We start from the raw sequence: 26,415 nt of genomic DNA, 5'->3' as shown, positions 1-26,415 counted from the left end.
CATTCTTTACGTTGACCGAAAGCGAAAAAATAACCATGACTACAGGCAGTGCTCTGTACATCCCGCCTTACAAGGCAGACGACCAGGATGTGGTCGTCGAACTGAACAACCGTTTTGGCGCCGAAGCGTTCACCGCGCAGGCAACCCGCACCGGCATGCCGGTGCTGTGGGTGGCCCGTGCCAGACTGGTTGAAGTCCTGACTTTCCTGCGCAACCTGCCCAAGCCGTACGTCATGCTCTATGACCTGCACGGCGTGGACGAGCGTCTGCGCACCAAGCGTCAAGGGCTGCCGACCGGCGCCGATTTCACCGTGTTCTATCACCTCATGTCGCTGGAGCGTAATAGTGACGTGATGATCAAGGTGGCCTTGTCCGAAGGCGACCTCAGCATGCCTTCCGTCACCAGCATCTGGCCGAACGCCAACTGGTACGAGCGCGAAGTCTGGGACATGTTCGGCATCGACTTCAAAGGCCACCCGCACCTGTCGCGCATCATGATGCCGCCGACCTGGGAAGGTCACCCGCTGCGCAAGGACTTCCCGGCGCGCGCCACCGAATTCGATCCGTACAGCCTCAACCTAGCCAAGCAGCAGCTGGAAGAGGAAGCCGCGCGCTTCCGTCCGGAAGACTGGGGCATGAAGCGTTCCGGTGCCAACGAGGACTACATGTTCCTCAACCTGGGCCCGAACCACCCTTCGGCGCACGGTGCGTTCCGCATCATCCTGCAGCTGGACGGCGAAGAGATCGTCGATTGCGTCCCGGACATCGGTTACCACCACCGTGGCGCCGAGAAGATGGGCGAGCGTCAGTCCTGGCACAGCTACATCCCGTACACCGACCGCATCGACTACCTCGGCGGCGTGATGAACAACCTGCCGTACGTGCTCTCGGTCGAGAAGCTGGCCGGCATCAAGGTGCCGCAGAAAGTCGACGTCATCCGCATCATGATGGCCGAGTTCTTCCGGATCACCAGTCACCTGCTCTTCCTGGGTACCTACATCCAGGACGTCGGCGCCATGACCCCGGTGTTCTTCACCTTCACCGACCGCCAGAAGGCGTACACGGTGATCGAGGCGATTACCGGTTTCCGTCTGCACCCGGCCTGGTACCGCATCGGCGGCGTCGCCCACGACCTGCCGCGCGGCTGGGAAAAACTGGTCAAGGATTTCGTCGAGTGGATGCCCAAGCGTCTGGACGAATACACCAAGGCCGCCCTGCAGAACAGCATCCTCAAGGGTCGTACCATCGGCGTTGCCGCCTACAACACCAAAGAGGCCCTGGAATGGGGCGTTACCGGTGCCGGCCTGCGTTCGACCGGTTGCGATTTCGACCTGCGTAAAGCGCGTCCGTACTCGGGCTACGAGAACTTCGAATTCGAAGTGCCGCTGGCCGTCAACGGCGATGCCTACGACCGCTGCATGGTTCGCGTCGAAGAGATGCGCCAGAGCATCAAGATCATCGATCAATGCATGCGCAACATGCCGGAAGGCCCGTACAAGGCGGATCACCCGCTGACCACGCCGCCGCCGAAAGAGCGCACGCTGCAGCACATCGAAACCCTGATCACGCACTTCCTGCAGGTTTCGTGGGGCCCGGTCATGCCGGCCAACGAATCCTTCCAGATGATCGAAGCGACCAAGGGCATCAACAGTTATTACCTGACGAGCGACGGCGGCACCATGAGCTACCGTACCCGGATCCGTACTCCAAGCTTCCCGCATCTGCAACAGATCCCTTCGGTGATCAAAGGCAGCATGGTCGCGGACTTGATTGCGTACCTGGGTAGTATCGACTTCGTTATGGCCGACGTGGACCGCTAAGCATGAACAGCACGCTTATCCAGACAGACCGTTTCACTTTGAGTGAAACCGAGCGCTCGGCCATCGAGCACGAGCTGCATCACTACGAAGACCCGCGCGCGGCGTCGATCGAAGCCCTGAAGATCGTTCAGAAGGAACGCGGCTGGGTGCCGGATGGCGCCCTGTACGCGATCGGCGAGATCCTCGGCATCCCGGCCAGCGACGTTGAAGGCGTGGCGACGTTCTACAGCCAGATCTTCCGTCAACCGGTCGGCCGCCACATCATTCGCGTCTGCGACAGCATGGTCTGCTACATCGGTGGCCATGAGTCGGTGGTCAGCGAAATCCAGAACAATCTGGGCATCGGCCTGGGTCAGACCACCGCCGACGGTCGTTTCACCCTGCTGCCCGTCTGCTGCCTCGGCAACTGCGACAAGGCACCGGCGCTGATGATCGACGACGACACCTTTGGCGACGTGCAGCCTGCTGGCGTGGCCAAACTGCTCGAGGGCTACGTATGACCCTGACATCTTTTGGTCCAGCCAACCGCATCCAGCGCTCGGCCGAGACACACCCGCTGACCTGGCGTCTGCGTGATGACGGCGAAGCCGTGTGGCTCGACGAGTACCAGGCCAAGAATGGTTACGCCGCTGCGCGCAAAGCCTTCGCCGAGATGGATCAGGACGCGATCGTCCAGACCGTCAAAGACGCTGGCCTCAAGGGTCGCGGCGGCGCCGGCTTCCCCACTGGCGTGAAGTGGGGCCTGATGCCCAAGGACGAATCCATCAACATCCGCTACCTGCTGTGCAACGCGGATGAAATGGAGCCGAACACCTGGAAAGACCGCATGCTGATGGAGCAACTGCCCCATCTGCTGATCGAAGGCATGCTGATCAGTGCCCGCGCGCTGAAAACCTACCGTGGCTACATCTTCCTGCGCGGCGAATACACCACCGCCGCCAAGCACCTCAACCGTGCTGTAGAAGAAGCCAAGGCGGCCGGCCTGCTGGGCAAGAACATTCTCGGTTCGGGTTTCGATTTCGAGCTGTTCGTCCACACCGGCGCCGGACGTTACATCTGCGGTGAAGAAACCGCACTGATCAACTCCCTCGAAGGCCGCCGCGCCAACCCGCGCTCCAAGCCGCCCTTCCCCGCCGCCGTCGGCGTGTGGGGCAAGCCGACCTGCGTGAACAACGTCGAAACCCTGTGCAACGTGCCGGCGATCATTGCCGACGGCGTTGACTGGTACAAATCGTTGGCCCGCGAAGGTTCCGAAGACATGGGCACCAAGCTCATGGGCTTCTCCGGCAAGGTCAAGAACCCGGGCCTGTGGGAACTGCCCTTCGGCGTCACCGGTCGTGAACTGTTCGAAGACTACGCCGGCGGCATGCGCGACGGCTTCAAGCTCAAGGCCTGGCAGCCAGGCGGTGCCGGTACCGGTTTCCTCCTGCCCGAGCACCTCGACGCACAAATGTACGCCGGCGGCATCGCCAAAGTGGGCACCCGTATGGGTACCGGTCTGGCGATGGCGGTGGATGACAGCGTCAACATGGTCTCGCTGCTGCGCAACATGGAGCAGTTCTTCGCTCGCGAATCCTGCGGTTTCTGCACCCCGTGCCGCGATGGTCTGCCATGGAGCGTCAAGCTCCTGATGGCCATCGAACAGGGCAAGGGCCAGCCGGGCGACATCGAGACCCTGCTGGGTCTGGTCGGTTTCCTCGGCCCGGGCAAGACCTTCTGTGCTCACGCACCGGGTGCCGTGGAGCCATTGGGCAGCGCCATCAAATACTTCCGTCCAGAGTTCGAAGCCGGTATCGCGCCAGTCAGCGCCGCCGTCCCGCCTCTGGCAAGGCCGATCGTAGTCGGCGCGTAAACGCTTAAAAAGGCGAAGGGTTCGTGCCCTTCGCCTTTCGTCCGATGACGCCCTTCGGGGCTGTTTGGATTCGGACGCATAACAAGATTCCATTAGCCACGCCCGCTGACACCGGGCCAACGAAGACCTTTGAACCATGGCCACTATCCACGTAGACGGCAAAGCGCTCGAAGTCGACGGGGCAGACAACCTGTTACAGGCATGTCTGTCGCTGGGCCTCGACATTCCATATTTCTGCTGGCACCCCGCGCTTGGTAGCGTCGGGGCCTGCCGCCAGTGCGCGGTCAAGCAGTACACCGACGAGAACGACACCCGTGGTCGTATCGTCATGTCCTGCATGACCCCCGCCACCGACAACACCTGGATCTCCATCGACGATGAAGAATCCAAGGCGTTCCGCGCCAGTGTTGTCGAATGGCTGATGACCAACCACCCGCACGACTGCCCGGTGTGCGAGGAAGGCGGTCACTGCCACCTGCAAGACATGACAGTGATGACCGGCCACAACGAGCGCCGTTATCGCTTCAGCAAACGCACCCACCAGAACCAGCAACTCGGCCCGTTCATTTCCCACGAAATGAACCGCTGCATCGCTTGCTACCGCTGCGTGCGTTTCTACAAGGACTACGCCGGCGGCACCGACCTCGGTGTGTTTGGCGCCCACGACAACGTGTACTTCGGTCGTGTTGAAGACGGCACCCTCGAAAGCGAGTTCTCCGGCAACCTCACCGAGGTCTGCCCGACCGGTGTGTTCACCGACAAGACTCACTCCGAGCGCTACAACCGCAAGTGGGACATGCAGTTCGCCCCGAGCATCTGCCATGGCTGCTCGAGCGGTTGCAACATCTCCCCGGGCGAGCGTTACGGTGAACTGCGTCGTATCGAAAACCGTTTCAACGGTTCGGTGAACCAGTACTTCCTCTGCGACCGTGGCCGTTTCGGCTACGGCTACGTCAACCGCACTGACCGTCCACGTCAGCCGCTGCTGGCCGATGGCACCAAGCTCGGCCTCGACGCTGCGCTGGACAAAGCCGCTGACCTGCTGCGCGGACGCAACATCGTCGGCATCGGTTCGCCGCGTGCCAGCCTCGAAAGCAACTACGCGTTGTGCGAACTGGTTGGTGCCGAGCACTTCTATTCGGGTATCGAAGCCTCCGAGCTGGAGCGCATCCGTCTGGTCCTGCAGGTGCTGAACGACAGCCCGCTGCCAGTGCCGAACATGCGCGACATCGAAGACCACGACGCGATTTTCGTCCTCGGCGAAGACCTGACCCAGACCGCCGCGCGTATGGCGCTGGCTCTGCGTCAGTCGGTCAAGGGCAAGGCTGAAGACATGGCCGAAGCCATGCGCGTCCAGCCTTGGCTCGACGCGGCGGTGAAGAACATCGGCCAGCACGCGCTGAACCCGCTGTTCATCGCCAGCCTCGCCGAAACCAAGCTCGACGACGTCGCTGAAGAATGCGTACACGCAGCTCCCGACGATCTGGCGCGCATCGGTTTCGCCGTTGCGCATGCTCTGGATGCCAGTGCCCCGGCCGTTGAAGGTCTGGACACCGAAGCCCTGGAACTGGCGCAGCGCATCGCCGATGCCCTGCTCGCCGCCAAGCGTCCGCTGATCATCGCCGGTACTTCGCTGGGCTCCAAAGCCTTGATCGAAGCTGCCGCGAACATCGCCAAGGCCCTGAAGCTGCGCGAGAAGAACGGTTCGATCAGCCTGATCGTGCCGGAAGCCAACAGCCTCGGTCTGGCCATGCTCGGTGGCGAATCGGTCGACGCCGCGCTGCAAGCGGTCATCGATGGCAAGGCCGACGCGATCGTCGTGCTGGAAAACGATCTGTACACCCGCACCGCCAAAGCCAAGGTCGATGCCGCACTGAACGCTGCAAAAGTAGTGATCGTCGCTGACCATCAGAAAACCGCCACCACCGATCGCGCGCACCTGGTTCTGCCAGCGGCGAGCTTCGCCGAGGGCGACGGTACGCTGGTCAGCCAGGAAGGCCGCGCCCAGCGCTTCTTCCAGGTTTTCGATCCGCAATACCTGGACGCGAGCATTCTGGTGCACGAAGGCTGGCGCTGGCTGCACGCCCTGCGCGCGACCCTGCTGAACCAGCCGATCGACTGGACGCAACTCGACCACGTCACCGCTGCCGTTGCCTCGAGCACCGCGCAACTGGCGCGCATCGTCGATGCTGCACCGTCGGCGGCTTTCCGCATCAAGGGTCTGAAACTGGCCCGTGAGCCGCTGCGTTATTCCGGTCGCACCGCCATGCGCGCCGACATCAGCGTTCACGAACCACGCACCCCGCAAGACCAGGACACCGCGTTCGCCTTCTCCATGGAAGGTTACTCGGGCTCCGCCGAACCGCGTCAGCAGGTGCCATTCGCATGGTCGCCGGGCTGGAACTCGCCACAAGCGTGGAACAAGTTCCAGGACGAAGTCGGTGGTCATCTGCGTGCTGGCGACCCGGGCACACGCCTGATCGAAAGCACCGGTGATTCGCTGAACTGGTTCGCCGCTGCGCCGCGTGCGTTCAACCCGGCGCCGGGTACCTGGCAAGCCGTGCCGTTCTTCCACCTGTTCGGCAGCGAAGAAAACTCTTCGAAAGCCGCCCCGGTACAGGAACGCATCCCGGCACCTTACGTCGCGCTGGCGAAATCCGAAGCGGATCGCCTCGGCGTCAACGACGGTGCCCTGCTGAGCCTGAACGTGGCCGGCCAGACATTGCGTCTGCCGCTGCGCATCAATGAAGAACTGGGCGCCGGTCTGGTGGCATTGCCTGCGGGCATCGCCGGCATTCCACCGGCATTCGCCGGCGTGTCCGTCGACGGTCTGCAGGAGGCAGCGCAATGACCTGGTTCACCCCTGAAGTGATCGATGTGATCCTGACGGTCATCAAAGCCATCGTGATCCTGCTGGCCGTGGTGGTCGCAGGCGCCTTGCTCAGCTTTGTCGAACGTCGCCTGCTGGGCTGGTGGCAGGACCGTTACGGTCCGAACCGTGTTGGCCCGTTCGGCATGTTCCAGATCGCCGCCGACATGCTGAAGATGTTCTTCAAGGAAGACTGGACCCCGCCGTTCGCCGACAAGGTGATCTTCACCCTGGCGCCGGTGGTGGCCATGTCCGCCCTGCTGATCGCCTTTGCGATCATCCCGATCACCCCGACCTGGGGCGTGGCGGATCTGAACATCGGCCTGCTGTTCTTCTTCGCCATGGCCGGTCTGTCGGTCTACGCGGTGCTGTTCGCCGGCTGGTCGAGCAACAACAAGTTCGCCCTGCTCGGCAGCTTGCGTGCCTCGGCGCAGACCGTGTCCTACGAAGTGTTCATGGGCCTGGCCCTGATGGGCATCGTGGTCCAGGTCGGCTCGTTCAACATGCGCGACATCGTCGAGTACCAGGCGCAGAACCTGTGGTTCATCATTCCGCAGTTCTTCGGTTTCTGTACCTTCTTCATCGCTGGCGTCGCCGTGACTCACCGTCACCCGTTCGACCAGCCGGAAGCGGAACAGGAACTGGCCGACGGTTACCACATTGAATACGCCGGTATGAAATGGGGCATGTTCTTCGTCGGTGAATACATCGGCATCATCCTGATCTCGGCGCTGCTGGTCACCCTGTTCTTCGGTGGCTGGCATGGTCCGTTCGGCATCCTGCCGCAACTGTCCTTCGTCTGGTTCGCACTGAAGACCGCGTTCTTCATCATGCTGTTCATCCTGCTGCGCGCTTCCATCCCGCGTCCGCGTTATGACCAGGTGATGGATTTCAGCTGGAAATTCTGCCTGCCACTGACCCTGATCAATTTGCTGGTGACCGCTGCGGTTGTGTTGATGAACACGCCTGCGGTTGCGGTTCAGTGAGGATTTGACCCATGTTCAAATATATTGGCGACATCGTTAAGGGTACCGGTACCCAGTTGCGCAGCCTGGTCATGGTCTTCGGCCATGGCTTTCGCAAGCGCGACACCCTGCAATACCCCGAGGAGCAGGTCTACCTGCCGCCGCGCTACCGTGGCCGCATCGTCCTGACCCGCGACCCCGATGGCGAAGAACGCTGCGTGGCCTGCAACCTGTGCGCCGTGGCTTGCCCGGTGGGTTGCATCTCGCTGCAGAAAGCTGAAACCGAAGACGGTCGCTGGTACCCGGACTTCTTCCGGATCAACTTCTCGCGCTGCATTTTCTGCGGTCTCTGCGAGGAAGCCTGCCCGACCACCGCGATCCAGCTGACCCCGGATTTCGAGATGGCCGAGTTCAAACGTCAGGACCTGGTGTACGAGAAAGAAGATCTTTTGATCTCCGGCCCCGGCAAAAACCCTGATTACAACTTCTATCGTGTTGCAGGTATGGCAATCGCTGGCAAGCCGAAAGGCGCTGCGCAGAACGAAGCCGAACCGATCAACGTGAAGAGCTTGCTGCCTTAAGGAAGAACGATGGAATTCGCTTTCTATTTCGCATCGGGTATTGCTGTGGTGTCCACGCTGCGTGTGGTCACCAACACCAACCCTGTGCACGCCCTGCTCTACCTGATCATCTCGTTGATCGCCGTGGCCATGACCTTCTTCGCCCTCGGCGCGCCCTTCGCCGGCGTGCTGGAAGTGATCGCCTACGCCGGCGCCATCATGGTGCTGTTCGTGTTCGTGGTGATGATGCTCAACCTCGGTCCCGCCTCGGTGCAGCAGGAACGCACCTGGCTCAAGCCCGGCATCTGGGCAGGACCGGTGATTCTTGCCGCGCTGCTGCTGGCCGAACTGCTGTATGTGCTGTTCGCTCACCAGAGCGGCCAGGCCATCGGCCACACCACCGTAGACGCGAAAGCCGTGGGCATCAGCCTGTTCGGCCCGTATCTGCTGGTGGTCGAACTCGCCTCGATGCTGCTGCTCGCCGCAGCCGTCACGGCGTTCCATTTGGGCCGTAACGAGGCGAAGGAGTAAGACATGCCTGCTATCCCTCTCGAACATGGTTTAGCCGTCGCCGGCATCCTGTTCTGCCTTGGTCTGGTCGGCCTGATGGTCCGCCGCAACATTTTGTTCGTGTTGATGAGTCTGGAAGTGATGATGAACGCCTCTGCCCTGGCCTTCATCGTCGCGGGCGCCCGCTGGGCGCAGCCGGATGGACAGATCATGTTCATCCTGGTGATCAGCCTTGCAGCGGCCGAGGCCAGTATTGGCCTGGCGATCCTGCTGCAACTGTATCGCCGCTTCCACACGCTCGATATCGACGCTGCCAGTGAGATGCGCGGATGAACCTACTCTTTCTGACTTTCGTATTCCCTCTGATCGGGTTCCTGTTGCTGTCGTTCTCGCGCGGCCGCTTCTCGGAAAACCTCTCGGCGCTGATCGGTGTCGGTTCGATCGGCCTGTCGGCCATCGTCACCGCTTACGTGATCTGGCAATTCAACGTCGCACCGCCGGAGGGTGGCGTGTACACCCAGGTGCTGTGGCGCTGGATGTCGGTGGAAGGCTTCCAGCCGAACTTCGCGCTGTACCTGGATGGCCTGTCGGTGACCATGCTCGGCGTGGTCGTCGGCGTCGGCTTCCTGATCCACCTGTTCGCGTCCTGGTACATGCGTGGCGAAGACGGTTACTCGCGCTTCTTCTCGTACACCAACCTGTTCATCGCCAGCATGCTGTTTCTGATCCTCGGCGATAACCTGCTGTTCATCTACTTCGGCTGGGAAGGCGTGGGCCTGTGCTCGTACCTGTTGATCGGTTTCTACTACAGCAACCGCAACAACGGTAACGCGGCACTCAAGGCGTTCATCGTCACCCGCATCGGCGACGTGTTCATGGCCATCGGCCTGTTCATCCTGTTCCAGCAACTGGGCACGCTGAACGTCCAGGAACTGCTGGTACGTGCGCCGGAGCACTTCAAGGTCGGCGACTTCTGGATCGTTCTGGCAACCCTGATGCTGCTCGGTGGTGCTGTCGGTAAATCGGCGCAACTGCCGCTGCAAACCTGGCTCGCGGATGCGATGGCCGGCCCTACCCCGGTTTCGGCACTGATCCACGCCGCGACCATGGTCACCGCCGGTGTCTACCTGATCGCCCGTACCCATGGTCTGTTTGCCTTGGCGCCGGACATCCTGCACCTCGTCGGCATCGTCGGTGGCGTGACCCTGGTACTGGCCGGTTTTGCCGCGCTGGTGCAGACCGACATCAAACGTATCCTCGCCTACTCGACCATGAGCCAGATCGGCTACATGTTCCTGGCGCTGGGCGTTGGCGCCTGGGAAGGCGCGATCTTCCACCTGATGACCCACGCCTTCTTCAAGGCCCTGCTGTTCCTTGCTTCCGGTGCGGTGATCGTTGCCTGCCACCACGAGCAGAACATCTTCAAGATGGGCGGTCTGTGGAAAAAATTGCCACTGGCCTACGCCAGCTTCATCGTCGGCGGTGCTGCACTGGCCGCTCTGCCACTGGTTACCGCAGGCTTCTACTCAAAGGACGAAATCCTCTGGGAAGCGTTCGCCAGCGGTAACCAGGGTCTGCTTTACGCAGGTCTGGTCGGTGCGTTCATGACGTCGCTGTACACCTTCCGCCTGATTTTCATCGCGTTCCACGGTGAAGCCAAGACCGAAGCCCACGCCGGCCACGGCATTGCCCACTGGCTGCCACTGTCGGTGTTGATCGTGCTGTCGACTTTCGTCGGCGCGATGATCGTGCCACCGCTGCACGGCGTACTGCCGCAAAGCGTTGGCCATGCTGGTGGCGAAGCCAAGCACAGTCTGGAAATCGCCTCGGGCGCCATCGCCCTGGCCGGTATCCTGCTGGCAGCGCTGCTGTTCCTTGGCAAGCGTCGCTTCGTCACGGCGATCGCCAACAGCGGCATCGGCCGTTTCCTTTCGGCCTGGTGGTTCGCTGCCTGGGGCTTCGACTGGATCTACGACAAACTGTTCGTCAAGCCGTACCTTGCGATCAGCCATGTACTGCGCAAAGACCCGCTCGACCAGACCATCGGTCTGATCCCGCGTATGGCCAAGGGTGGTCACACTGCCCTGAGCCGCACCGAGACCGGTCAACTGCGTTGGTACGCCGCCTCGATGGCTGCTGGTGCCGTGCTGGTGATCGGCGCCATCGTGCTGGTAGCGGTCTGATATGAACCTTGCGAATTTGCGAAAGGAAACGAGCCCGTCATGATTCTGCCTTGGCTAATCCTGATCCCCTTCATCGGCGGCCTGCTGTGCTGGATGGGTGAGCGCTTCGGCGCTACCCTCCCGCGCTGGATTGCGCTGTTGACCATGACCCTGGAACTCGCGCTCGGCCTCTGGCTGTGGGCCCACGGTGACTATTCATTCGCACCGGCGCCGGGCGCCGATCCGACCTGGGCGCTTGAGTTCAAGCATGTCTGGATCCAGCGTTTCGGCATCAACGTGCACCTGGCCCTCGACGGCCTGTCGCTGTTGATGATCCTGCTGACCGGCCTGCTGGGTATCCTCTCGGTACTCTGCTCGTGGAAAGAGATTCAACGTCACGTTGGCTTCTTCCACCTCAACCTGATGTGGATCCTGGGCGGTGTGGTCGGCGTGTTCCTCGCCCTCGACCTGTTCATGTTCTTCTTCTTCTGGGAAATGATGCTGGTGCCGATGTACTTCCTCATCGCGCTCTGGGGTCACAGTTCTTCGGACGGCAAGAAAACCCGGATCTACGCGGCGACCAAGTTCTTCATCTTCACTCAGGCGTCCGGCCTGATCATGCTGGTGGCGATCCTCGGTCTGGTGCTGGTCAACTTCAACAATACCGGCGTGATCACCTTCAACTACGCCGACCTGTTGAAAACCAAGATGTCGATGACCACCGAGTACATTCTGATGCTCGGCTTCTTCATCGCTTTCGCGGTCAAGCTGCCCGTCGTACCGTTCCACTCCTGGCTGCCTGACGCTCACGCCCAGGCACCGACTGCCGGTTCCGTCGACCTCGCCGGTATCCTGCTGAAAACTGCGGCCTACGGTCTGCTGCGTTTCGCCCTGCCGCTGTTCCCGAACGCTTCGGCGGAGTTCGCGCCGATCGCCATGAGCCTCGGTCTGATCGGGATCTTCTACGGCGCGTTCCTCGCGTTCGCACAAACCGACATCAAGCGTCTGATTGCCTTCTCTTCCGTTTCCCACATGGGCTTCGTGTTGATCGGCATCTACTCCGGCAGCCAACTGGCGCTGCAAGGTGCAGTGATCCAGATGCTGGCGCACGGTCTGTCGGCAGCGGCGCTGTTTATCCTCAGCGGTCAGTTGTACGAGCGTCTGCACACTCGTGACATGCGTGAGATGGGCGGTCTGTGGTCGCGTATCGCTTACCTGCCGGCGATCAGCCTGTTCTTCGCTGCGGCGTCGCTGGGCTTGCCGGGCACCGGTAACTTTGTCGGCGAATTCCTGATCCTGATCGGCTCCTTCGCCAGCGCTCCATGGGTCACGGCGATTGCCACGTCCGGTCTGGTGTTCGGTTCGGTCTACTCGCTGATCATGATCCACCGTGCCTACTTCGGCCCGTCGAAATCCGACGCGGTGCTGCACGGCATGGATGCGCGCGAACTGATCATGGTGCTCGGTCTGGCGGTATTGCTGATTTACCTCGGCGTCTACCCGCAACCGTTCCTCGACACCTCTGCCGCCACCATGCATGGCGTGCAGCAGTGGCTCGGCACCGCCTTCTCTCAACTCGCTTCGGCCCGGTAAGAGCGCTATGGAATTCACGATTCAACACTTTATTGCGCTTGCGCCACTGTTGATCACCAGCCTCACCATTATCGTGGTGATGCTGGCAATCGCCTGGCGCCGCAACCACTCGCAGACCTTCCTGATTTCGGTGGCGGGTCTGAACCTGGCCCTGCTGTCGATCCTGCCTGCGTTGAAAGTCGCGCCTCTGGCCGTGACCCCATTGCTGCAAATCGATGCCTTCGCCTGCCTGTACATGGCGATGATCCTGGTCGCCACCCTCGCCTGCGTCACCCTCGCCCACGCTTATCTGGGTGATGGCGGTTCGGGCTACCCGGGCAACCGCGAAGAACTGTACCTGCTGATCCTGATGGCCGCCGCCGGTGGTCTGGTTCTGGTCAGTGCGCAGCACCTGGCCGGTTTGTTCATCGGTCTGGAACTGCTCTCGGTACCGGTCTACGGTCTGGTGGCTTACGCCTTCTTCAACAAGCGTTCGCTGGAAGCCGGCATCAAGTACATGGTGCTGTCGGCCGCCGGTTCTGCGTTCCTGCTGTTCGGTATGGCGCTGCTCTACGCCGACGCCGGTTCGCTGAGCTTCGTCGGCATTGGTCAGGCCCTGGCCGCGACCGGCCTGCCAAGCCCGCTGGCGCAACTGGGCCTGGGCATGATGCTCATCGGTCTGGCGTTCAAGCTGTCGCTGGTACCGTTTCACCTGTGGACGCCGGACGTCTACGAAGGTGCTCCGGCACCGGTGGCGGCGTTCCTCGCTACCGCTTCGAAGGTCGCAGTGTTTGCGGTGATGGTGCGTCTGTTCCAGCTCTCCCCTGCCGCCAGCAGTGGCGTGCTGAGCGATGTGCTGAGCGTGATCGCGGTCGCCTCGATCCTGTTCGGTAACCTGCTGGCCCTGACCCAGAGCAACCTCAAGCGTCTGCTCGGTTACTCGTCGATTGCGCACTTCGGCTATCTGCTGATCGCGCTGGTGGCGAGCAAGGGTCTGGCGGTGGAAGCCATCGGCGTCTATCTGGTGACTTATGTCATCACCAGCCTCGGCGCGTTCGGCGTGATCACCCTGATGTCGTCGCCGTACAACGGCCGCGACGCTGACGCGCTGTACGAGTACCGAGGCCTGTTCTGGCGCCGTCCGTACCTGACCGCCGTGCTGACCGTGATGATGCTGTCCCTGGCCGGCATCCCGCTGACCGCCGGCTTCATCGGCAAGTTCTACATCATCGCCAGCGGCGTCGAAACGCGTCAGTGGTGGCTGGTCGGCGCACTGGTACTGGGCAGCGCCATCGGCGTCTTCTACTACCTGCGCGTGATGGTCACCCTGTACCTGATCGAGCCTAACCTGCGTCGCCACGACGCCCAGCTGCACTGGGAACAGAAGGCAGGCGGCGTGATGCTGCTGGCCATCGCCCTGGTCGCATTCTTCCTGGGCGTGTACCCGCAGCCATTGCTGGTGCTGGTACAGCAGGCGGGTCTGGCGGGCTGATTGCTCGGCTGATCTGGCTGGAATGGAAACGGCACCTTCGGGTGCCGTTTTTTGTTTGTAGCAGAAGTCGATATCGCCGGCGTTTGTGCAAGCGTCATCGCGGGCAAGCCCGCTCCCACAGGTGTGTGTGTCGCTCATAGCATCCGGGTGCATCGCACACCCAGCAGGAGTGAGCCTGCTCGCGATGGCGTCCTACAAGTCGACGGATATGCTAACCGACCCTCCGCTTTCGCGAGCAGGCTCGCTCCCACAGGGATCTCGGGTGCCACCAATTTTGAGTAGCACCGCTCCAATGTGGGAGTGAGCCTGCTCGCGAAAGCGGCAGATCCGGCAGCAAAAAAAACGGCACCTTCCGGTGCCGTTCGCTTCTCACATTTCCAACATCATTTGCGCGCATCCGCCCAGGATTTCAGCAGTTCGCTATAGCTCACGGTTTCACCCTTCGGCTTCTCGTTGGCCAGTTTCGGCTTCGGTGCGCCCGGTTGATCGAACCAGTATTGCGCATCGCGTTCCGGGTTCATCTTCGGCGCGCAAGTGGCCTGGGCCTTGGAGCGCTCGAGGCGTTCCATGATGCGGTCCTGATCCTTGGCCAGGCCATCGAGCGCTTGTTGCGGTGTTTTTTCGCCGCTGGCGGCTTCGGCGATATGGCTCCACCACAGCTGAGCGAGACGTGGATAGTCGGGCACGTTGGTGCCGGTCGGCGACCATTGCACGCGGGCCGGGCTGCGATAGAACTCGACCAGACCACCGAGTTTCGGCGCCAGATCGGTCATGGCCTGCGAGTTGATGTCCGACTCGCGAATAGGTGTCAGACCGACGATGGTTTTCTTCAGCGAAACAGTTTTCGAGGTCACGAACTGCGCGTACAGCCACGCCGCGAGTTTCTGTTTCTCAGGCGTGGATTTCATGAACGTCCACGACCCCACATCCTGATAGCCGAGCTTCATGCCCTCTTCCCAATACGGGCCTTTAGGCGACGGCGCCATGCGCCATTTCGGTGTGCCGTCGGCGTTGACCACCGGCAGGCCGGGTTTGGTCATGTCGGCGGTGAACGCGGTGTACCAGAAAATCTGCTGGGCGATGTTGCCCTGCGAGGGCACCGGGCCAGACTCGGAGAAGGTCATGCCGGCCGCTTCCGGTGGCGCATATTTCTTCAGCCAGTCGACGTATTTGGTGGTGGCAAACACCGCCGCCGGGCCGTTGGTGTCGCCGCCACGGGTCACGCTGGAGCCGACCGGATGGCAGTCCTCGACGCGGATCCCCCACTCGTCCACCGGCAAGCCGTTGGGCAGTCCCTTGTCGCCGCCACCGGCCATGGAGAACCAGGCGTCGGTGAAGCGCCAGCCCAGCGACGGGTCTTTTTTGCCGTAATCCATGTGGCCGTAGACGCGTTTGCCGTCGATTTCCTTGACGTCCTCGCTGAAGAATTTGGCGATGTCTTCATAGGCCGACCAGTTCACTGGCACGCCCAACTCGTAACCGTACTTCTCCTTGAACTTGGCTTTCAGATCGGCGCGTTCGAACCAGTCGGCACGGAACCAGTACAGGTTGGCGAATTGCTGGTCGGGCAGCTGATAGATCTTGCCGTCGGGCGCGGTGGTGAAGGAAATGCCGATGAAGTCCTTGATGTCGAGAGTTGGCGAGGTGAAATTCTTGCCTTCGTTGGCCATCAGGTCGGTGATCGATTCGGTCTTGCCGTAGCGAAAGTGCGTGCCGATCAGGTCGGAGTCGTTGACCCAGCCGTCGTAGATGTTCTTGTCCGACTGCATCACCGTCTGCATTTTCTCGACCACGTCGCCTTCCTGCAGCAGGTCGTGGGTGAGTTTGATCCCGGTGATTTCGCTGAAGGCCTTGGCCAGCACCTTGGACTCGTATTCGTGGGTGGTCAGGGTTTCGGAAACGACCTTGATGTCCATGCCGCGAAACGGCTCGGCGGCCTTGATGAACCACTTCAGTTCTTCGAGCTGCTGTTCGGCCGTCAGGGTCGAGGGCTTGAACTCGCTGCCGATCCATTTTTTTGCAGCATCTTCGTAGGCGTCGGCCCAGGCAGATGCGCTCAAACCGCTGAGTGCCAGCATGGCTGCCAATGAAATGCTATGTCGCAGCTTATTGTTTTTATCGAACATAGAGACCTCCTGTTTAAGTTGTGGAGCCGCGTTGCCGAACGATTCGACTAGCCCCAACGCATCACAGCCAACAGCCACACCAGGGACAACGCGGACGCCACCCAGATGCTCCAGTCGGTGACGCCGATTACCAGCAAATGCAGGTAGGCGCTGCCGAGAAGACCGATAAACAAGCGATCGCCACGGGTCGTGGCAATCGGCAGAAACCCGCGCCGCAGAATGCTCGGCGAGTGCAATTCCCAGGTGGTCATGCCCACCAGAATCAGACCGATGCCGATGAAGAACGCGGCGGTCGGTGTCGTCCAGCTCATCCATTCCATCATCAGCTCCTCAGACTCGACCGAGGGCAAAGCCCTTGGCCACGTGGTTGCGTACAAACCAGATCACCAGCATGCCCGGCAGGATGGTCAACACCCCCGCCGCTGCCAGCACGCCCCAATCGATCCCCGACGCCGACACCGTGCGCGTCATCACCGCCGCAATCGGCTTGGCGTTGACCGAGGTCAGCGTGCGCGCCAGCAGCAGCTCGACCCAGGAAAACATGAAGCAGAAAAACGCCGTGACGCCGATACCGGAACCGATCAACGGGATGAAAATCTTCACGAAAAACTTGGGGAAACTGTAGCCGTCGATGTAGGCCGTTTCGTCGATCTCCTTGGGCACGCCAGACATGAAACCTTCGAGAATCCACACCGCCAGCGGCACGTTGAACAGGCAGTGCGCCAAAGCCACGGCGATATGCGTGTCGAAAAGACCGATCGACGAATACAACTGAAAGAACGGCAGCAAGAACACCGCCGGCGGCGCCATGCGGTTGGTCAGCAGCCAGAAGAACAGATGCTTGTCGCCGAGGAAACGATAGCGTGAAAACGCGTAAGCCGCCGGTAACGCCACGCTCAGGGAAATCACCGTGTTGAGGCTGACGTAATACAGCGAGTTCAAGTAGCCGGTGTACCAGCTCGGATCAGTGAAGATCACCTTGTAGTTCGCCAGCGTGAAATCCTGTGGGAAAAGCGTCAGGCCGCCGAGGATTTCGGTGTTGCTCTTGAACGACATGTTCAGCAGCCAGTAGATCGGCACCAGCAGGAACAGGATGTACACCAGCAACGGAATAAGTTTTCTCTTGCTCATGGCCGGGCCTCAACGGTTGGCGTCGGAGTGCGTCATGGCGGTATAGAACAGCCAGGACACCAACAGGATGATCAGGAAGTACACTAGCGAAAACGCCGCTGCCGGACCGAGGTCGAATTGCCCTACAGCCATCTGCGTCAACGTCTGACTCAAGAAGGTCGTGGCATTGCCCGGCCCGCCGCCGGTGAGCACGAAAGGCTCGGTGTAGATCATGAAACTGTCCATGAAGCGCAGCATCACCGCGATCAGCAGCACGCTTTTCAGCTTGGGCAACTGAATGTGGCGGAACACCGCCCAGGCCGAGGCGCGATCAATGCGCGCGGCCTGGTAATAGACGTCGGGAATCGCCCGCAGGCCGGAGAAACACAGCAGCGCGACCAGCGAAGTCCAGTGCCAGACGTCCATCACCAGCACTGTCACCCAGGCGTCCATGGTGTTGGCCGCGTAGTTGTAACTGATGCCCATCGCGTTGAGGCTGGAACCGAGCAGGCCGATGTCGGCGCGGCCGAAGATCTGCCAGATGGTGCCGACCACGTTCCACGGAATCAGCAGCGGTATCGCCAGAATGATCAGCACCACCGAAGACCAGCGGCCCTTGGTCGGCATGGTCAGCGCGACGGCGATGCCCAGCGGGATTTCGATCAGCAGCACGCAGGCCGAATAGATGAACTGGCGCAGCAGCGAATCATGCAGACGCGGGTCAAGCAGCACTTGCTTGTACCAGTCAGCGCCGACGAAGTAGCGGCTGGACTGGTCGAAGATGTCCTGCACCGAATAGTTGACCACGGTCATCATCGGGATCACCGCACTGAACGCCACCAGCAGGAACACCGGCAGCACCAGCCACCAGGCCTTGTTGTTCTGCACCTTGTTCATGGCTGCACCTCCTCGTCGCTGGCTTCCAGGAGAAATTCATCGGCATAGACCATCAGCCATTGCGCCGGGAAACTGATGTAAGCCGTGCCCTGAGGCACCGGTTTGTCTTCAGCCAGACGCACCTTCAACGGTGCGCCGTCGAGGTTGAGGGTCATGATTTTGTAGGTGCCGAGGTCTTCGACGTGTACGACTTTTGCCTGCATCGCGTCGTCAAATGGCTCGTCCCACACATGAATGAACTCGGGGCGGATGCCGACCTTGAGATTTTTCCACTGGCCGTGCTCGATATGGCGCTGCAAGGCGTCGGACAGCGGCAGGTGCGTCGAGGCGAAACCGACGCCACCGGGCTGCGGCTGCACCTCGATCAGATTCATCCCCGGGCTGCCGATGAAATAGCCGACAAAGGTGTGGCTCGGCCGTTCGAACAACTCCCGTGGCGTGCCGAACTGGACGATCTGGCCGCCGTACATCACCGCGATCTTGTCAGCGAAGGTCGAGGCTTCGAGCTGATCGTGGGTGACGTAGACCATGGTGATATTGAACTGCTCGTGGATCTGCTTGAGCTTGCGCCGCAGTTTCCACTTCAGGTGCGGGTCGATCACCGTCAACGGCTCATCGAACAGGATCGCCGAGACGTCATCGCGCACCAGACCACGGCCCATGGAGACTTTCTGCTTTTCGTCGGCGGTGAGATTGCGCGCCTTCTTGCTCAGCAGATTCTGCAGGTCGAGCACCTCGGCAATTTCCTGCACCTTGCTGTGCACTTTCGCCTCGGCCATGCCCTGGTTTCGCAGCGGGAAGGCGAGGTTGTCGAACACCGTCATGGTGTCGTAGACCACCGGAAACTGGAAAACCTGGGCGATGTTGCGCTTCTCCGGCGTCAGGTCATTGACCGCTTTGCCGTCGAACAACACATGGCCCTGGGACGGGCTGAGCAGGCCGGAAATGATGTTGAGCAAGGTCGACTTGCCGCAACCGGACGGGCCGAGCAAGGCGTAGGCGCCGCCCTGCTCCCAGACGTGATCCATCTCGCGGATCGCATAATCCTCGGCGCCGCTCGGGGTTTTGCTGTAGCTGTGGGCGAGGTGCTGCAAACGGATTTCGGCCATCAGGCAACCCTCGCGACACGCCGGCCCGGTGCTTGCACCAGACGGCCCTGCGCATCGAAAACGAACAGTTTGTGGGTCGGGATATAAATGCGGATCGGCGCATCGACGTCGTATTCGTGAACCCCCGGCAAGTGCAGCACCAACAGAAAGTGCTCGTTGCGTACATGCAGGAAGGTTTCCGAGCCGCTGATCTCGGCCACCTCGACGGTCACCGCCAGTTCGAGATCGTCATCGTTGCTCGGCACCAGCGAGATATGGCTGGGGCGCACGCCGAAGCGGAACTCGCCCTCGCCCACCGGGCGCAGATCGACGTTCAACGGAAAGTGTACAAAGTTGGCGAAACTGACTTCGTTGCCGGCAATGCGTCCCGGCATCAGGTTTATCGGCGGCTCGGAGAACAGTTCAGCAGCGAGCACCGATTGCGGCTGGTGATAGACCTCGGTCGACGGCCCGCTCTGGATCACCCGGCCTTCGTGCAGGATGGTGGTGGTGCCGCCGAGGGCCAGCGCTTCGTTGGGCTCGGTGGTGGCGTAGATGGCGATGGTGTGGCGGGCCTTGAACAGCTCGCGCATTTCCTGACGCAGCTCTTCGCGCAGCTTGTAGTCGAGGTTGACCAGCGGCTCGTCGAAGAGGATCAGTTCAGCATCCTTGACCAGCGCGCGGGCCATGGCCGTGCGCTGTTGCTGCCCACCGGACAGCTCCAGCGGATAGCGCTGCAAGAACTTCTCGATGCGCAGCATGCGTGCGGTTTCCTGCACCTTGCTGTGGATGATCTCTTTCGAGATGCCGGCCTGACGCAGTGGCGAGGCGATGTTCTCAAATACCGTCATGGTCGGGTAATTGATGAACTGCTGATAGACCATCGACACGTTGCGCAGCCGCACCGGGCGCTGGGTGACATCGACGCCGTTCATCAGCACGCGGCCGCTGTCGGGCTTGTCGAGGCCGGCCATCAGGCGCATGAGACTGGTCTTGCCGGACAGCGTGCGCCCGAGCAGAACGTTGAAGGATCCGGGTTCGAATTTCAGGCACGCATCGTCGATCCAGATCTGGCCCTCGACGGTACGGCTGACGTGCTCCAGGGTGAGTGACATGGCTCGGCCTTTGTTATTTTTGGAGTCAAGCGACCGGAGCAACAGAGCGACATTCGTGCCAGAAATGGCAAGTGCTTGATTTGTCTTGAGAAGCAGTGTTTACGGGGACATGCGGCGTTCACAGCTGAACACTTTTGAACAGTCGGGGTGATTGACAATGAACAATAGTGAACAACACTCTATGCACGCTTTTGCCCAATCCTCAATGCAAATGGATCCCCTGTGGGAGCGAGCCTGCTCGCGAAAGCGGTGTGTCATTCAATGAATCCATTGACTGAACCGACGCTTTCGCGAGCAGGCTCGCTCCCACAGGGGGTTTGTGGAGTTTTGAAGATCGGGTTCATAACAATAATAAAATCGCTGCACTCAGAGGCTCGCCCCATGGCCGCACCTGCTTCGCCGCTGTCCCACGACGCGATCGTCCAGACCTCCTGGCAACGTTGCCGCGCGTTCGGCCTCGACCACCAAAGCGCCCCGGCCTTCGATCAATTGCCCGCCGCCGGCATTGCGCGGTTGCTCGACAGCCATCATTCGCTGGTGCAGACAACGCATCAGGAAGTCCTGCCCTACTACGAAAACATCCTCAGCAACTCCAACTGCCTGATCATGCTCGCCGACAATCAGGGCCAAGTGCTGACCTCGTGGGGCACACAGCGCTTTATCGAGCCGAATCTGGCCCGGGGCTTTCAGGCCGGGGCGAGCTGGATGGAGCGCAGCAGCGGCACCAATGCGATCGGCACCGCACTGGCCTGTGAGCAGGCGGTGCACATCGAACACGACGAACACTTTCTCAAGGCCAACCGCTTCATGACCGGCTCCGCCGCGCCGATTTTCGACGCCGAGCGCAAGGTCATCGCCGTGCTCGATGTCTCCAGCGACAGCTACCTGCCGCCCTCGCACACCCTGGGCATGGTCAAGATGATGAGCCAGACCGTGGAGAACCGGCTGATCCTCAACCTGTTCCATGGCCAGCATTTTCAACTGACCTTCAACACCGGGTTGAACAACCTCGACAGCCAGTGGGCCGGGCTGTTGATTTTCGATGAGAGTGGACAGGTGCTGTCGGCCAATCGCCGCGCCGACAATCTGCTCGGTGTGCGTTTGTCGCGCGTCAGCGTTGAAAGCCTGTTCAAGGTGTCGCTGCTGGAGTTGATCAATCAGCCCGAGGGTCTGCCGTTTGCCTTGCAGACCTCCGGACGCAACCGTTTCCAGTGCTTGCTGAAACGGCCGAAACAGGCTCCGGTGCAAGCGCGGGTGTTTGTCGCCGAGGACAAGCCTGCGCCAGCCAGCGCGATCAGCCTCAATACGCTGCATTTCGGCGACAGCCGTGTGGAAAAAGCCGTGCGCCAGGCCGAGCGCTTGCTGGAGAAAGACATTCCATTACTGATTCACGGTGAGACCGGCGTCGGCAAGGAAGTCTTCGTCAAAGCCTTGCACCAGGCCAGCTCGCGGAGCAAACAGGCATTCATCGCGGTGAATTGCGCAGCGATCCCCGCTGAACTGGTCGAGTCCGAGTTGTTCGGTTACGAGAAAGGCGCGTTCACCGGGGCCAACCAGAAAGGCAGCATCGGCCTGATCCGCAAGGCCGACAAAGGCACGCTGTTTCTCGACGAGATCGGTGACATGCCGCTGCCAACTCAGGCGCGTTTGTTGCGCGTGTTGCAGGAGCGCTGCGTGCAGCCAGTGGGCAGCAGCGAGTTGTTTCCGGTGGACTTGCGGATCATTTCCGCGACCAACCGATCATTGCGCGAGCAGGTACAACTGGGCCGCTTTCGCGAGGATTTGTACTACCGCATCGGCGGCCTGACCTTGGAGCTGCCGCCGTTACGCGAGCGCAGTGACAAGCATGCGCTGTTCAAACGGCTGTGGGAGCAACATCGCGAGCCGACGCAATGGGCGGGGCTAAGCCCGGAGGTATTGGAGCTGTTTGAAAAGCATCCGTGGCCGGGGAATCTGCGTCAGGTCAGCAGCGTGATGCAGGTAGCGCTGGCCATGGCCGAGGAACAACCAGTGCGGCCGGAGCATTTGCCGGATGATTTTTTTGTCGATCTGGAGATGGAGCCGGTGGAGACGGCGGCGCCGCTGGGGCTGGATTTGAATGATGTTGAGGCGTTGAACAGGGAGTTGAAGGCGGCTGGAGGGAATATCTCGCATCTGGCGCGGCGTTTGGGGGTTAGTCGGAATACTCTCTATAAGCGATTGCGGCAGATTGGCAACTGAGTACACCCCTTCCCCTCACCCCAGCCCTCTCCCCGAGGAGAGGGAGCCGATTGGGGGATATTCGAGAGATACGCCGACCTGACCTTGCTTCATCGAATCCATAATCGACTCGATCGTTCAGGTCGGCGTATAGCAAAAGACACCTCGGTCAGTCCCCTCTCCCTCCGGGAGAGGGCTAGGGTGAGGGGCTTTTGACTTTTGGCTTTTGAGTCAGTCAGCCAGACGCCAGGTAGTCCCACCCTTGCCATCTTCCAGCACCACACCCATCGCCGTCAGCTGATCACGAATCCGGTCCGACTCGGCCCAGTCTTTCGCCGCCCGAGCTGCCAGGCGCGCCGCAATCAGTGCATCGACTTCAGCCGCATCGACCCGCCCTTCAGCGCCCGCCTGCAAAAAGTCATCCGCCTCCAACTGCAACACACCCAACACGCTCGCCAGTTCTTTCAGACGTGCCGCCAGCCCCGCCGCTGCATCGAGATCGCTCTCACGCAGACGGTTGATCTCGCGCACCATCTCGAACAGCACGGCGCAGGCTTCCGGGGTGCCGAAGTCGTCGTTCATCACCGTGGTGAAACGCTCGACAAACGCTTCGCCGCCCGCCGGCGCCACGCTCGGCAGGCCTTTCAGCGCATGGTAGAAACGCTCCAGTGCGCCCTTGGCGTCCTTGAGGTTATCTTCCGAATAGTTGATCGCGCTGCGGTAGTGGCTCGATACCAGCAGGTAACGCACGACTTCCGGGTGGTACTTGTCGAGCACGTCGCGGATGGTGAAGAAGTTGTTCAAGGACTTGGACATCTTCTCGCCATTGATGCGAATCATCCCGCAATGCATCCACGCATTGGCGTAGGTCTTGCCGGTGGCCGCTTCGCTCTGGGCGATTTCGTTTTCATGGTGCGGGAACTCCAGGTCGCTGCCGCCGCCATGAATATCGAAAGTCTCGCCGAGGCAGCAGGTCGACATCACCGAGCACTCGATGTGCCAGCCCGGACGTCCGGCGCCCCATGGCGATTCCCAGCTCGGCTCGCCCGGCTTGGCGGCTTTCCACAGGACGAAGTCGAGCGGGTCTTGCTTCGACTCGTCGACTTCGATACGCGCACCGATGCGCAAATCTTCGATCTTCTTGCGCGACAGCTTGCCGTAGCCCATGAACTTGGCGACGCGGTAGTACACGTCGCCATTACCTGGAGCGTAAGCGTAGCCCTTGTCGATCAGGGTCTGGATCATCGCGTGCATGCCGGCGATGTGATCGGTGGCGCGCGGTTCCATGTCCGGCTTCTGGATGTTCAGGCGCGCTTCGTCTTCGTGCATCGCGGCGATCATGCGCTCGGTCAGCGCTTCGAACGACTCACCGTTCTCGCGCGCGCGATTGATGATCTTGTCGTCGATGTCGGTGATGTTGCGCACGTAGGTCAGGTCGTAACCGCTGAAGCGCAGCCAGCGCGTCACGAGGTCGAACGCGACCATGCTGCGGCCGTGGCCAAGGTGGCAGTAGTCGTACACGGTCATCCCGCAGACGTACATGCGCACCTTGTTGCCATCCAGCGGCTTGAAGACTTCTTTGCTCTTGCTGAGCGTGTTGTAGATCGTTAGCACGTTAGTTCCTTGACTCACTCACTGGCCCCACGAATCACGCAGGGTCACGGTACGGTTGAATACCGGCTGACCGGGTTTCGAGTCCTTCAGGTCCGCGACGAAGTAGCCTTCGCGCTCGAACTGGAAACGGTCTTCCGGCTGTGCGTTGCCGAGCGATGGCTCAGCGCGACAACCGGTCAGCACTTGCAGCGAGTCAGGGTTGATGTTGTCGAGGAAGCTGGCGCTGTCTTCGGCCTTCTCCGGGTTCGGCGAACGGAACAGGCGATCGTACAGACGCACTTCGCACTCGACGCTGGCGGCGGCCGGCACCCAGTGGATCACGCCTTTGACCTTGCGCCCTTCCGGGTTCTTGCCGAGGGTGTCCGGGTCGTACGAGCAACGCAGTTCGACGATGTTGCCGTCGGCGTCCTTGATCGCTTCGTCGGCGCGGATCACGTAGCTGCCGCGCAGACGCACTTCACCGGCCGGTTCCAGGCGCTTGTAGCCCTTCGGCGGCTCTTCCATGAAGTCTTCACGATCGATGTAGATTTCCCGGGCAAACGGCAGCGCGCGCACGCCCATGTCTTCTTTCGGATGGCGTGGCAGTTCGAGGTTTTCGACCTGGCCTTCCGGGTAGTTGGTGATGACTACTTTCAGCGGACGCAGCACGCACATGGCGCGCGGGGCGCTGTGGTCGAGATCGTCACGGATGCTGAATTCGAGCATGCCGAAATCGACCACGCCGTCGGAACGGTTGGTGCCGATCATTTCGCAGAAGTTGCGGATCGATTTCGGCGTGTAGCCACGGCGGCGGAAGCCCGACAGCGTGGACATGCGCGGATCGTCCCAGCCATTGACGTGCTTCTCGTCAACCAGTTGCTTGAGCTTGCGCTTGCTGGTGATCGTGTAGTTCAGGTTCAGGCGGCTGAATTCGTACTGGCGCGGGTTCGCCGGCACCGGCAGGTTCTCCAGGAACCATTCGTATAGCGGGCGATGGCTTTCGAACTCGAGGGTGCAGATCGAATGGGTGATGCCTTCGATGGCGTCCGACTGCCCGTGGGTGAAGTCGTAGTTCGGGTAGATGCACCACTTGTCGCCGGTCTGGTGGTGATGGGCGTGGCGGATGCGATACATGATCGGGTCGCGCAGGTTCATGTTCGGCGAGGCCATGTCGATCTTCGCCCGCAGCACGCGCGCGCCGTCCGGGAATTCACCGGCCTTCATGCGCGCGAACAGGTCGAGGTTTTCCTCAACCGAACGGTCACGGAACGGGCTGTTCTTGCCCGGCTCGGTGAGGCTGCCACGGTATTCCTTGGCCTGCTCCGGGGTCAGGTCGTCGACGTAGGCCTTGCCGGCCTTGATCAGCTCGACGGCCCAGTCGTGCAATTGATCGAAATACTGCGAGGCGTAGCGCACTTCACCGGACCATTCGAAGCCCAGCCATTTGACGTCGCTTTCGATCGCGTCGATGTATTCCTGATCTTCCTTGGCCGGGTTGGTGTCGTCGAAACGCAGGTGCGTGACGCCACCGAACTCCTGGGCCAGGCCGAAGTTGACGCAGATCGACTTGGCGTGGCCGATGTGCAGGTAGCCGTTGGGCTCCGGCGGGAAGCGAGTCACGATCTGGGTGTGCTTGCCCGAGTCCAGGTCTGCCTGGATGATCGGCCGCAGGAAGTTGACCGGCACGGCAGGGCCGGACTTGGCATTCGAGGTAGGGTCGACAGTGGGCTTGCTCATAGGATCCTTGACGTACAGGTGCGCGGCCGCAAAGAGGGGCCAGACAAAACAAAGCCGCTATCATAGCCGATGCTGTCAAGGGCCTGACAGAGCAGCTCTTATAAAGGCACGCATTTAATCGCCGGGAAATGAAAAACCGCCTCGAAATTCGCGCCTGTCACGCTAAACTGCGCACCTTGGCCGAAGCAGGCTGAACCGGTTGTGGGGCTCAATGTCCCAGAACCACGAATTCCCTATGAAGAGTAATGACCATGACTCAAGTCAAACTGACCACCAACCATGGCGACATCGTCATCGAACTGAACGCTGAAAAGGCGCCGATCACCGTTGCCAACTTCATCGAGTACGTCAACGCCGGTCACTACACCAACACCGTATTCCACCGCGTCATCGGTAACTTCATGATCCAGGGCGGCGGTTTCGAGCCAGGCATGAAAGAGAAGAAAGACAAGCGTCCAAGCATCCAGAACGAAGCGGACAACGGTCTCTCCAACGACAAATACACCGTCGCCATGGCCCGCACCATGGAGCCGCATTCGGCATCGGCGCAGTTCTTCATCAACGTCGCCGACAACACTTTCCTCAACCACAGCGGCAAGAACGTCCAGGGCTGGGGCTACGCGGTATTCGGTAAAGTGACCGCCGGCACCGACGTTGTCGACAAGATCAAAGGCGTGTCGACCACTTCCAAGGCCGGCCACCAGGACGTACCAGCAGACGACGTGATCATCGAGAAAGCCGAGATCAT

The 26,415-nt window shown here is 60.9% G+C and carries 21 protein-coding genes and 1 pseudogene; 13 read left to right on the top strand and 9 right to left on the bottom strand.

Annotated features, from left to right (window positions below; translation table 11 throughout):
• Nucleotides 1-35 precede the first annotated feature (35 nt).
• The 11 genes from nuoC to nuoN all read left to right on the top strand — a co-directional run bounded on the left by nuoC (nucleotide 36) and on the right by nuoN (nucleotide 13,802).
• The gene (gene nuoC, locus D8U71_RS22030; RefSeq protein ID WP_016775279.1) at nucleotides 36-1,820 is read left to right on the top strand and encodes an NADH-quinone oxidoreductase subunit C/D; all 1,785 of its coding nucleotides are present in this window, start codon (nucleotides 36-38) and stop codon (nucleotides 1,818-1,820) included.
• Nucleotides 1,821-1,822: 2 nt separating this feature from the next.
• Complete coding sequence (gene nuoE / locus D8U71_RS22025; RefSeq protein ID WP_003223804.1) at nucleotides 1,823-2,320, top strand: NADH-quinone oxidoreductase subunit NuoE; 498 nt, start codon at nucleotides 1,823-1,825, stop codon at nucleotides 2,318-2,320.
• Nucleotides 2,317-3,672: an NADH-quinone oxidoreductase subunit NuoF gene (gene nuoF / locus D8U71_RS22020; RefSeq protein ID WP_024013417.1), complete on the top strand. Its 1,356-nt coding sequence runs from the start codon at nucleotides 2,317-2,319 to the stop codon at nucleotides 3,670-3,672. Before nuoE ends, nuoF begins: the two co-directional genes overlap by 4 nt.
• Nucleotides 3,673-3,808: 136 nt before the next feature.
• Nucleotides 3,809-6,523: an NADH-quinone oxidoreductase subunit NuoG gene (nuoG, locus tag D8U71_RS22015; protein WP_130888673.1), complete on the top strand. Its 2,715-nt coding sequence runs from the start codon at nucleotides 3,809-3,811 to the stop codon at nucleotides 6,521-6,523.
• Complete coding sequence (gene nuoH / locus D8U71_RS22010; protein WP_016775282.1) at nucleotides 6,520-7,527, top strand: NADH-quinone oxidoreductase subunit NuoH; 1,008 nt, start codon at nucleotides 6,520-6,522, stop codon at nucleotides 7,525-7,527. Before nuoG ends, nuoH begins: the two co-directional genes overlap by 4 nt.
• A gap of 11 nt (nucleotides 7,528-7,538) precedes the next feature.
• Nucleotides 7,539-8,087, top strand: a complete 549-nt coding sequence (gene nuoI, locus D8U71_RS22005; protein WP_016775283.1) for an NADH-quinone oxidoreductase subunit NuoI — start codon at nucleotides 7,539-7,541, stop codon at nucleotides 8,085-8,087.
• A 9-nt stretch (nucleotides 8,088-8,096) separates the two neighbouring features.
• Complete coding sequence (gene nuoJ, locus D8U71_RS22000; RefSeq protein ID WP_007951462.1) at nucleotides 8,097-8,597, top strand: NADH-quinone oxidoreductase subunit J; 501 nt, start codon at nucleotides 8,097-8,099, stop codon at nucleotides 8,595-8,597.
• Between the two features lie 3 nt (nucleotides 8,598-8,600).
• Nucleotides 8,601-8,909, top strand: coding sequence for an NADH-quinone oxidoreductase subunit NuoK (nuoK, locus tag D8U71_RS21995; RefSeq protein ID WP_003180046.1), 309 nt, complete (start codon nucleotides 8,601-8,603; stop codon nucleotides 8,907-8,909).
• A complete protein-coding gene (nuoL, locus tag D8U71_RS21990; RefSeq protein ID WP_024013419.1) occupies nucleotides 8,906-10,759 on the top strand; it encodes an NADH-quinone oxidoreductase subunit L in 1,854 nt (617 codons plus the stop codon). Before nuoK ends, nuoL begins: the two co-directional genes overlap by 4 nt.
• A 39-nt stretch (nucleotides 10,760-10,798) precedes the next feature.
• Complete coding sequence (nuoM, locus tag D8U71_RS21985) at nucleotides 10,799-12,331, top strand: NADH-quinone oxidoreductase subunit M (RefSeq protein ID WP_123442121.1); 1,533 nt, start codon at nucleotides 10,799-10,801, stop codon at nucleotides 12,329-12,331.
• Between the two features lie 7 nt (nucleotides 12,332-12,338).
• Entirely contained in the window at nucleotides 12,339-13,802 is a 1,464-nt protein-coding gene (gene nuoN, locus D8U71_RS21980) for an NADH-quinone oxidoreductase subunit NuoN (protein WP_024013420.1), read from the top strand.
• 383 nt (nucleotides 13,803-14,185) lie between these two features.
• Here the strand turns inward: nuoN and D8U71_RS21975 are convergent, their stop codons facing one another.
• The 7 genes and pseudogenes from D8U71_RS21975 to D8U71_RS28670 form a co-directional block, all read right to left on the bottom strand.
• Complete coding sequence (locus D8U71_RS21975) at nucleotides 14,186-15,928, bottom strand: ABC transporter substrate-binding protein (RefSeq protein WP_016775286.1); 1,743 nt, start codon at nucleotides 15,926-15,928, stop codon at nucleotides 14,186-14,188.
• 47 nt (nucleotides 15,929-15,975) lie between these two features.
• The gene (locus D8U71_RS21970) at nucleotides 15,976-16,248 is read right to left on the bottom strand and encodes a DUF2160 domain-containing protein (RefSeq protein WP_125927402.1); all 273 of its coding nucleotides are present in this window, start codon (nucleotides 16,246-16,248) and stop codon (nucleotides 15,976-15,978) included.
• Nucleotides 16,249-16,258: 10 nt separating this feature from the next.
• Complete coding sequence (locus D8U71_RS21965) at nucleotides 16,259-17,059, bottom strand: carbohydrate ABC transporter permease (RefSeq protein ID WP_003192012.1); 801 nt, start codon at nucleotides 17,057-17,059, stop codon at nucleotides 16,259-16,261.
• Nucleotides 17,060-17,068: 9 nt separating this feature from the next.
• Nucleotides 17,069-17,935 (bottom strand): sugar ABC transporter permease, encoded by an 867-nt coding sequence (locus D8U71_RS21960; protein ID WP_007912484.1) that lies wholly within the window; start codon nucleotides 17,933-17,935, stop codon nucleotides 17,069-17,071.
• The gene (locus D8U71_RS21955; protein WP_125927401.1) at nucleotides 17,932-19,044 is read right to left on the bottom strand and encodes an ABC transporter ATP-binding protein; all 1,113 of its coding nucleotides are present in this window, start codon (nucleotides 19,042-19,044) and stop codon (nucleotides 17,932-17,934) included. The genes D8U71_RS21960 and D8U71_RS21955 overlap by 4 nt, the downstream gene beginning before the upstream one ends.
• Nucleotides 19,044-20,138, bottom strand: a complete 1,095-nt coding sequence (locus D8U71_RS21950) for an ABC transporter ATP-binding protein (protein ID WP_016775291.1) — start codon at nucleotides 20,136-20,138, stop codon at nucleotides 19,044-19,046. Before D8U71_RS21950 ends, D8U71_RS21955 begins: the two co-directional genes overlap by 1 nt.
• Before the next feature lie 220 nt (nucleotides 20,139-20,358).
• Nucleotides 20,359-20,448, bottom strand: a pseudogene (locus D8U71_RS28670) (metal ABC transporter ATP-binding protein); the annotation flags it as partial.
• 71 nt (nucleotides 20,449-20,519) lie between these two features.
• Between D8U71_RS28670 and D8U71_RS21945 the strand changes: the two are divergent.
• Nucleotides 20,520-22,358, top strand: coding sequence for a sigma-54-dependent Fis family transcriptional regulator (locus tag D8U71_RS21945; RefSeq protein ID WP_130888672.1), 1,839 nt, complete (start codon nucleotides 20,520-20,522; stop codon nucleotides 22,356-22,358).
• 210 nt (nucleotides 22,359-22,568) lie between these two features.
• On the opposite strand, the gene cysS is transcribed toward D8U71_RS21945, so the two are convergent.
• Together cysS and D8U71_RS21935 are read right to left on the bottom strand one after the other, a co-directional pair.
• A complete protein-coding gene (gene cysS, locus D8U71_RS21940) occupies nucleotides 22,569-23,951 on the bottom strand; it encodes a cysteine--tRNA ligase (RefSeq protein ID WP_122612129.1) in 1,383 nt (460 codons plus the stop codon).
• Between the two features lie 18 nt (nucleotides 23,952-23,969).
• A complete protein-coding gene (locus D8U71_RS21935) occupies nucleotides 23,970-25,667 on the bottom strand; it encodes a glutamine--tRNA ligase/YqeY domain fusion protein (RefSeq protein WP_024013424.1) in 1,698 nt (565 codons plus the stop codon).
• Between the two features lie 251 nt (nucleotides 25,668-25,918).
• On the opposite strand from D8U71_RS21935, the gene D8U71_RS21930 reads away from it, so the two are divergent.
• Nucleotides 25,919-26,415 (top strand): peptidylprolyl isomerase (locus D8U71_RS21930; protein WP_130888671.1); only part of this gene is annotated, 497 nt, incomplete at its 3' end.

This window comes from Pseudomonas sp. Sample_21, assembly GCF_004307525.1.
Taxonomy (GTDB): Bacteria; Pseudomonadota; Gammaproteobacteria; order Pseudomonadales; family Pseudomonadaceae; genus Aquipseudomonas; species Aquipseudomonas atacamensis.
Note: the sequence above shows the minus strand (reverse complement) of the source record. Positions and strands in the feature narration are given on the sequence as shown.

Excerpts from the sequence above, each read along its gene's own strand:
- nuoC (WP_016775279.1), top strand. The coding sequence starts at position 36 with ATGACTACAGGCAGTGCTCTGTACATCCCGCCTTACAAGGCAGACGAC.
- nuoE (WP_003223804.1), top strand. The coding sequence starts at position 1,823 with ATGAACAGCACGCTTATCCAGACAGACCGTTTCACTTTGAGTGAAACC.
- nuoF (WP_024013417.1), top strand. The coding sequence starts at position 2,317 with ATGACCCTGACATCTTTTGGTCCAGCCAACCGCATCCAGCGCTCGGCC.
- nuoG (WP_130888673.1), top strand. The coding sequence starts at position 3,809 with ATGGCCACTATCCACGTAGACGGCAAAGCGCTCGAAGTCGACGGGGCA.
- nuoH (WP_016775282.1), top strand. The coding sequence starts at position 6,520 with ATGACCTGGTTCACCCCTGAAGTGATCGATGTGATCCTGACGGTCATC.
- nuoI (WP_016775283.1), top strand. The coding sequence starts at position 7,539 with ATGTTCAAATATATTGGCGACATCGTTAAGGGTACCGGTACCCAGTTG.
- nuoJ (WP_007951462.1), top strand. The coding sequence starts at position 8,097 with ATGGAATTCGCTTTCTATTTCGCATCGGGTATTGCTGTGGTGTCCACG.
- nuoK (WP_003180046.1), top strand. The coding sequence starts at position 8,601 with ATGCCTGCTATCCCTCTCGAACATGGTTTAGCCGTCGCCGGCATCCTG.
- nuoL (WP_024013419.1), top strand. The coding sequence starts at position 8,906 with ATGAACCTACTCTTTCTGACTTTCGTATTCCCTCTGATCGGGTTCCTG.
- nuoM (WP_123442121.1), top strand. The coding sequence starts at position 10,799 with ATGATTCTGCCTTGGCTAATCCTGATCCCCTTCATCGGCGGCCTGCTG.
- nuoN (WP_024013420.1), top strand. The coding sequence starts at position 12,339 with ATGGAATTCACGATTCAACACTTTATTGCGCTTGCGCCACTGTTGATC.
- D8U71_RS21975 (WP_016775286.1), bottom strand. The coding sequence starts at position 15,928 with ATGTTCGATAAAAACAATAAGCTGCGACATAGCATTTCATTGGCAGCC.
- D8U71_RS21970 (WP_125927402.1), bottom strand. The coding sequence starts at position 16,248 with ATGGAATGGATGAGCTGGACGACACCGACCGCCGCGTTCTTCATCGGC.
- D8U71_RS21965 (WP_003192012.1), bottom strand. The coding sequence starts at position 17,059 with ATGAGCAAGAGAAAACTTATTCCGTTGCTGGTGTACATCCTGTTCCTG.
- D8U71_RS21960 (WP_007912484.1), bottom strand. The coding sequence starts at position 17,935 with ATGAACAAGGTGCAGAACAACAAGGCCTGGTGGCTGGTGCTGCCGGTG.
- D8U71_RS21955 (WP_125927401.1), bottom strand. The coding sequence starts at position 19,044 with ATGGCCGAAATCCGTTTGCAGCACCTCGCCCACAGCTACAGCAAAACC.
- D8U71_RS21950 (WP_016775291.1), bottom strand. The coding sequence starts at position 20,138 with ATGTCACTCACCCTGGAGCACGTCAGCCGTACCGTCGAGGGCCAGATC.
- D8U71_RS21945 (WP_130888672.1), top strand. The coding sequence starts at position 20,520 with ATGGCCGCACCTGCTTCGCCGCTGTCCCACGACGCGATCGTCCAGACC.
- D8U71_RS21935 (WP_024013424.1), bottom strand. The coding sequence starts at position 25,667 with ATGAGCAAGCCCACTGTCGACCCTACCTCGAATGCCAAGTCCGGCCCT.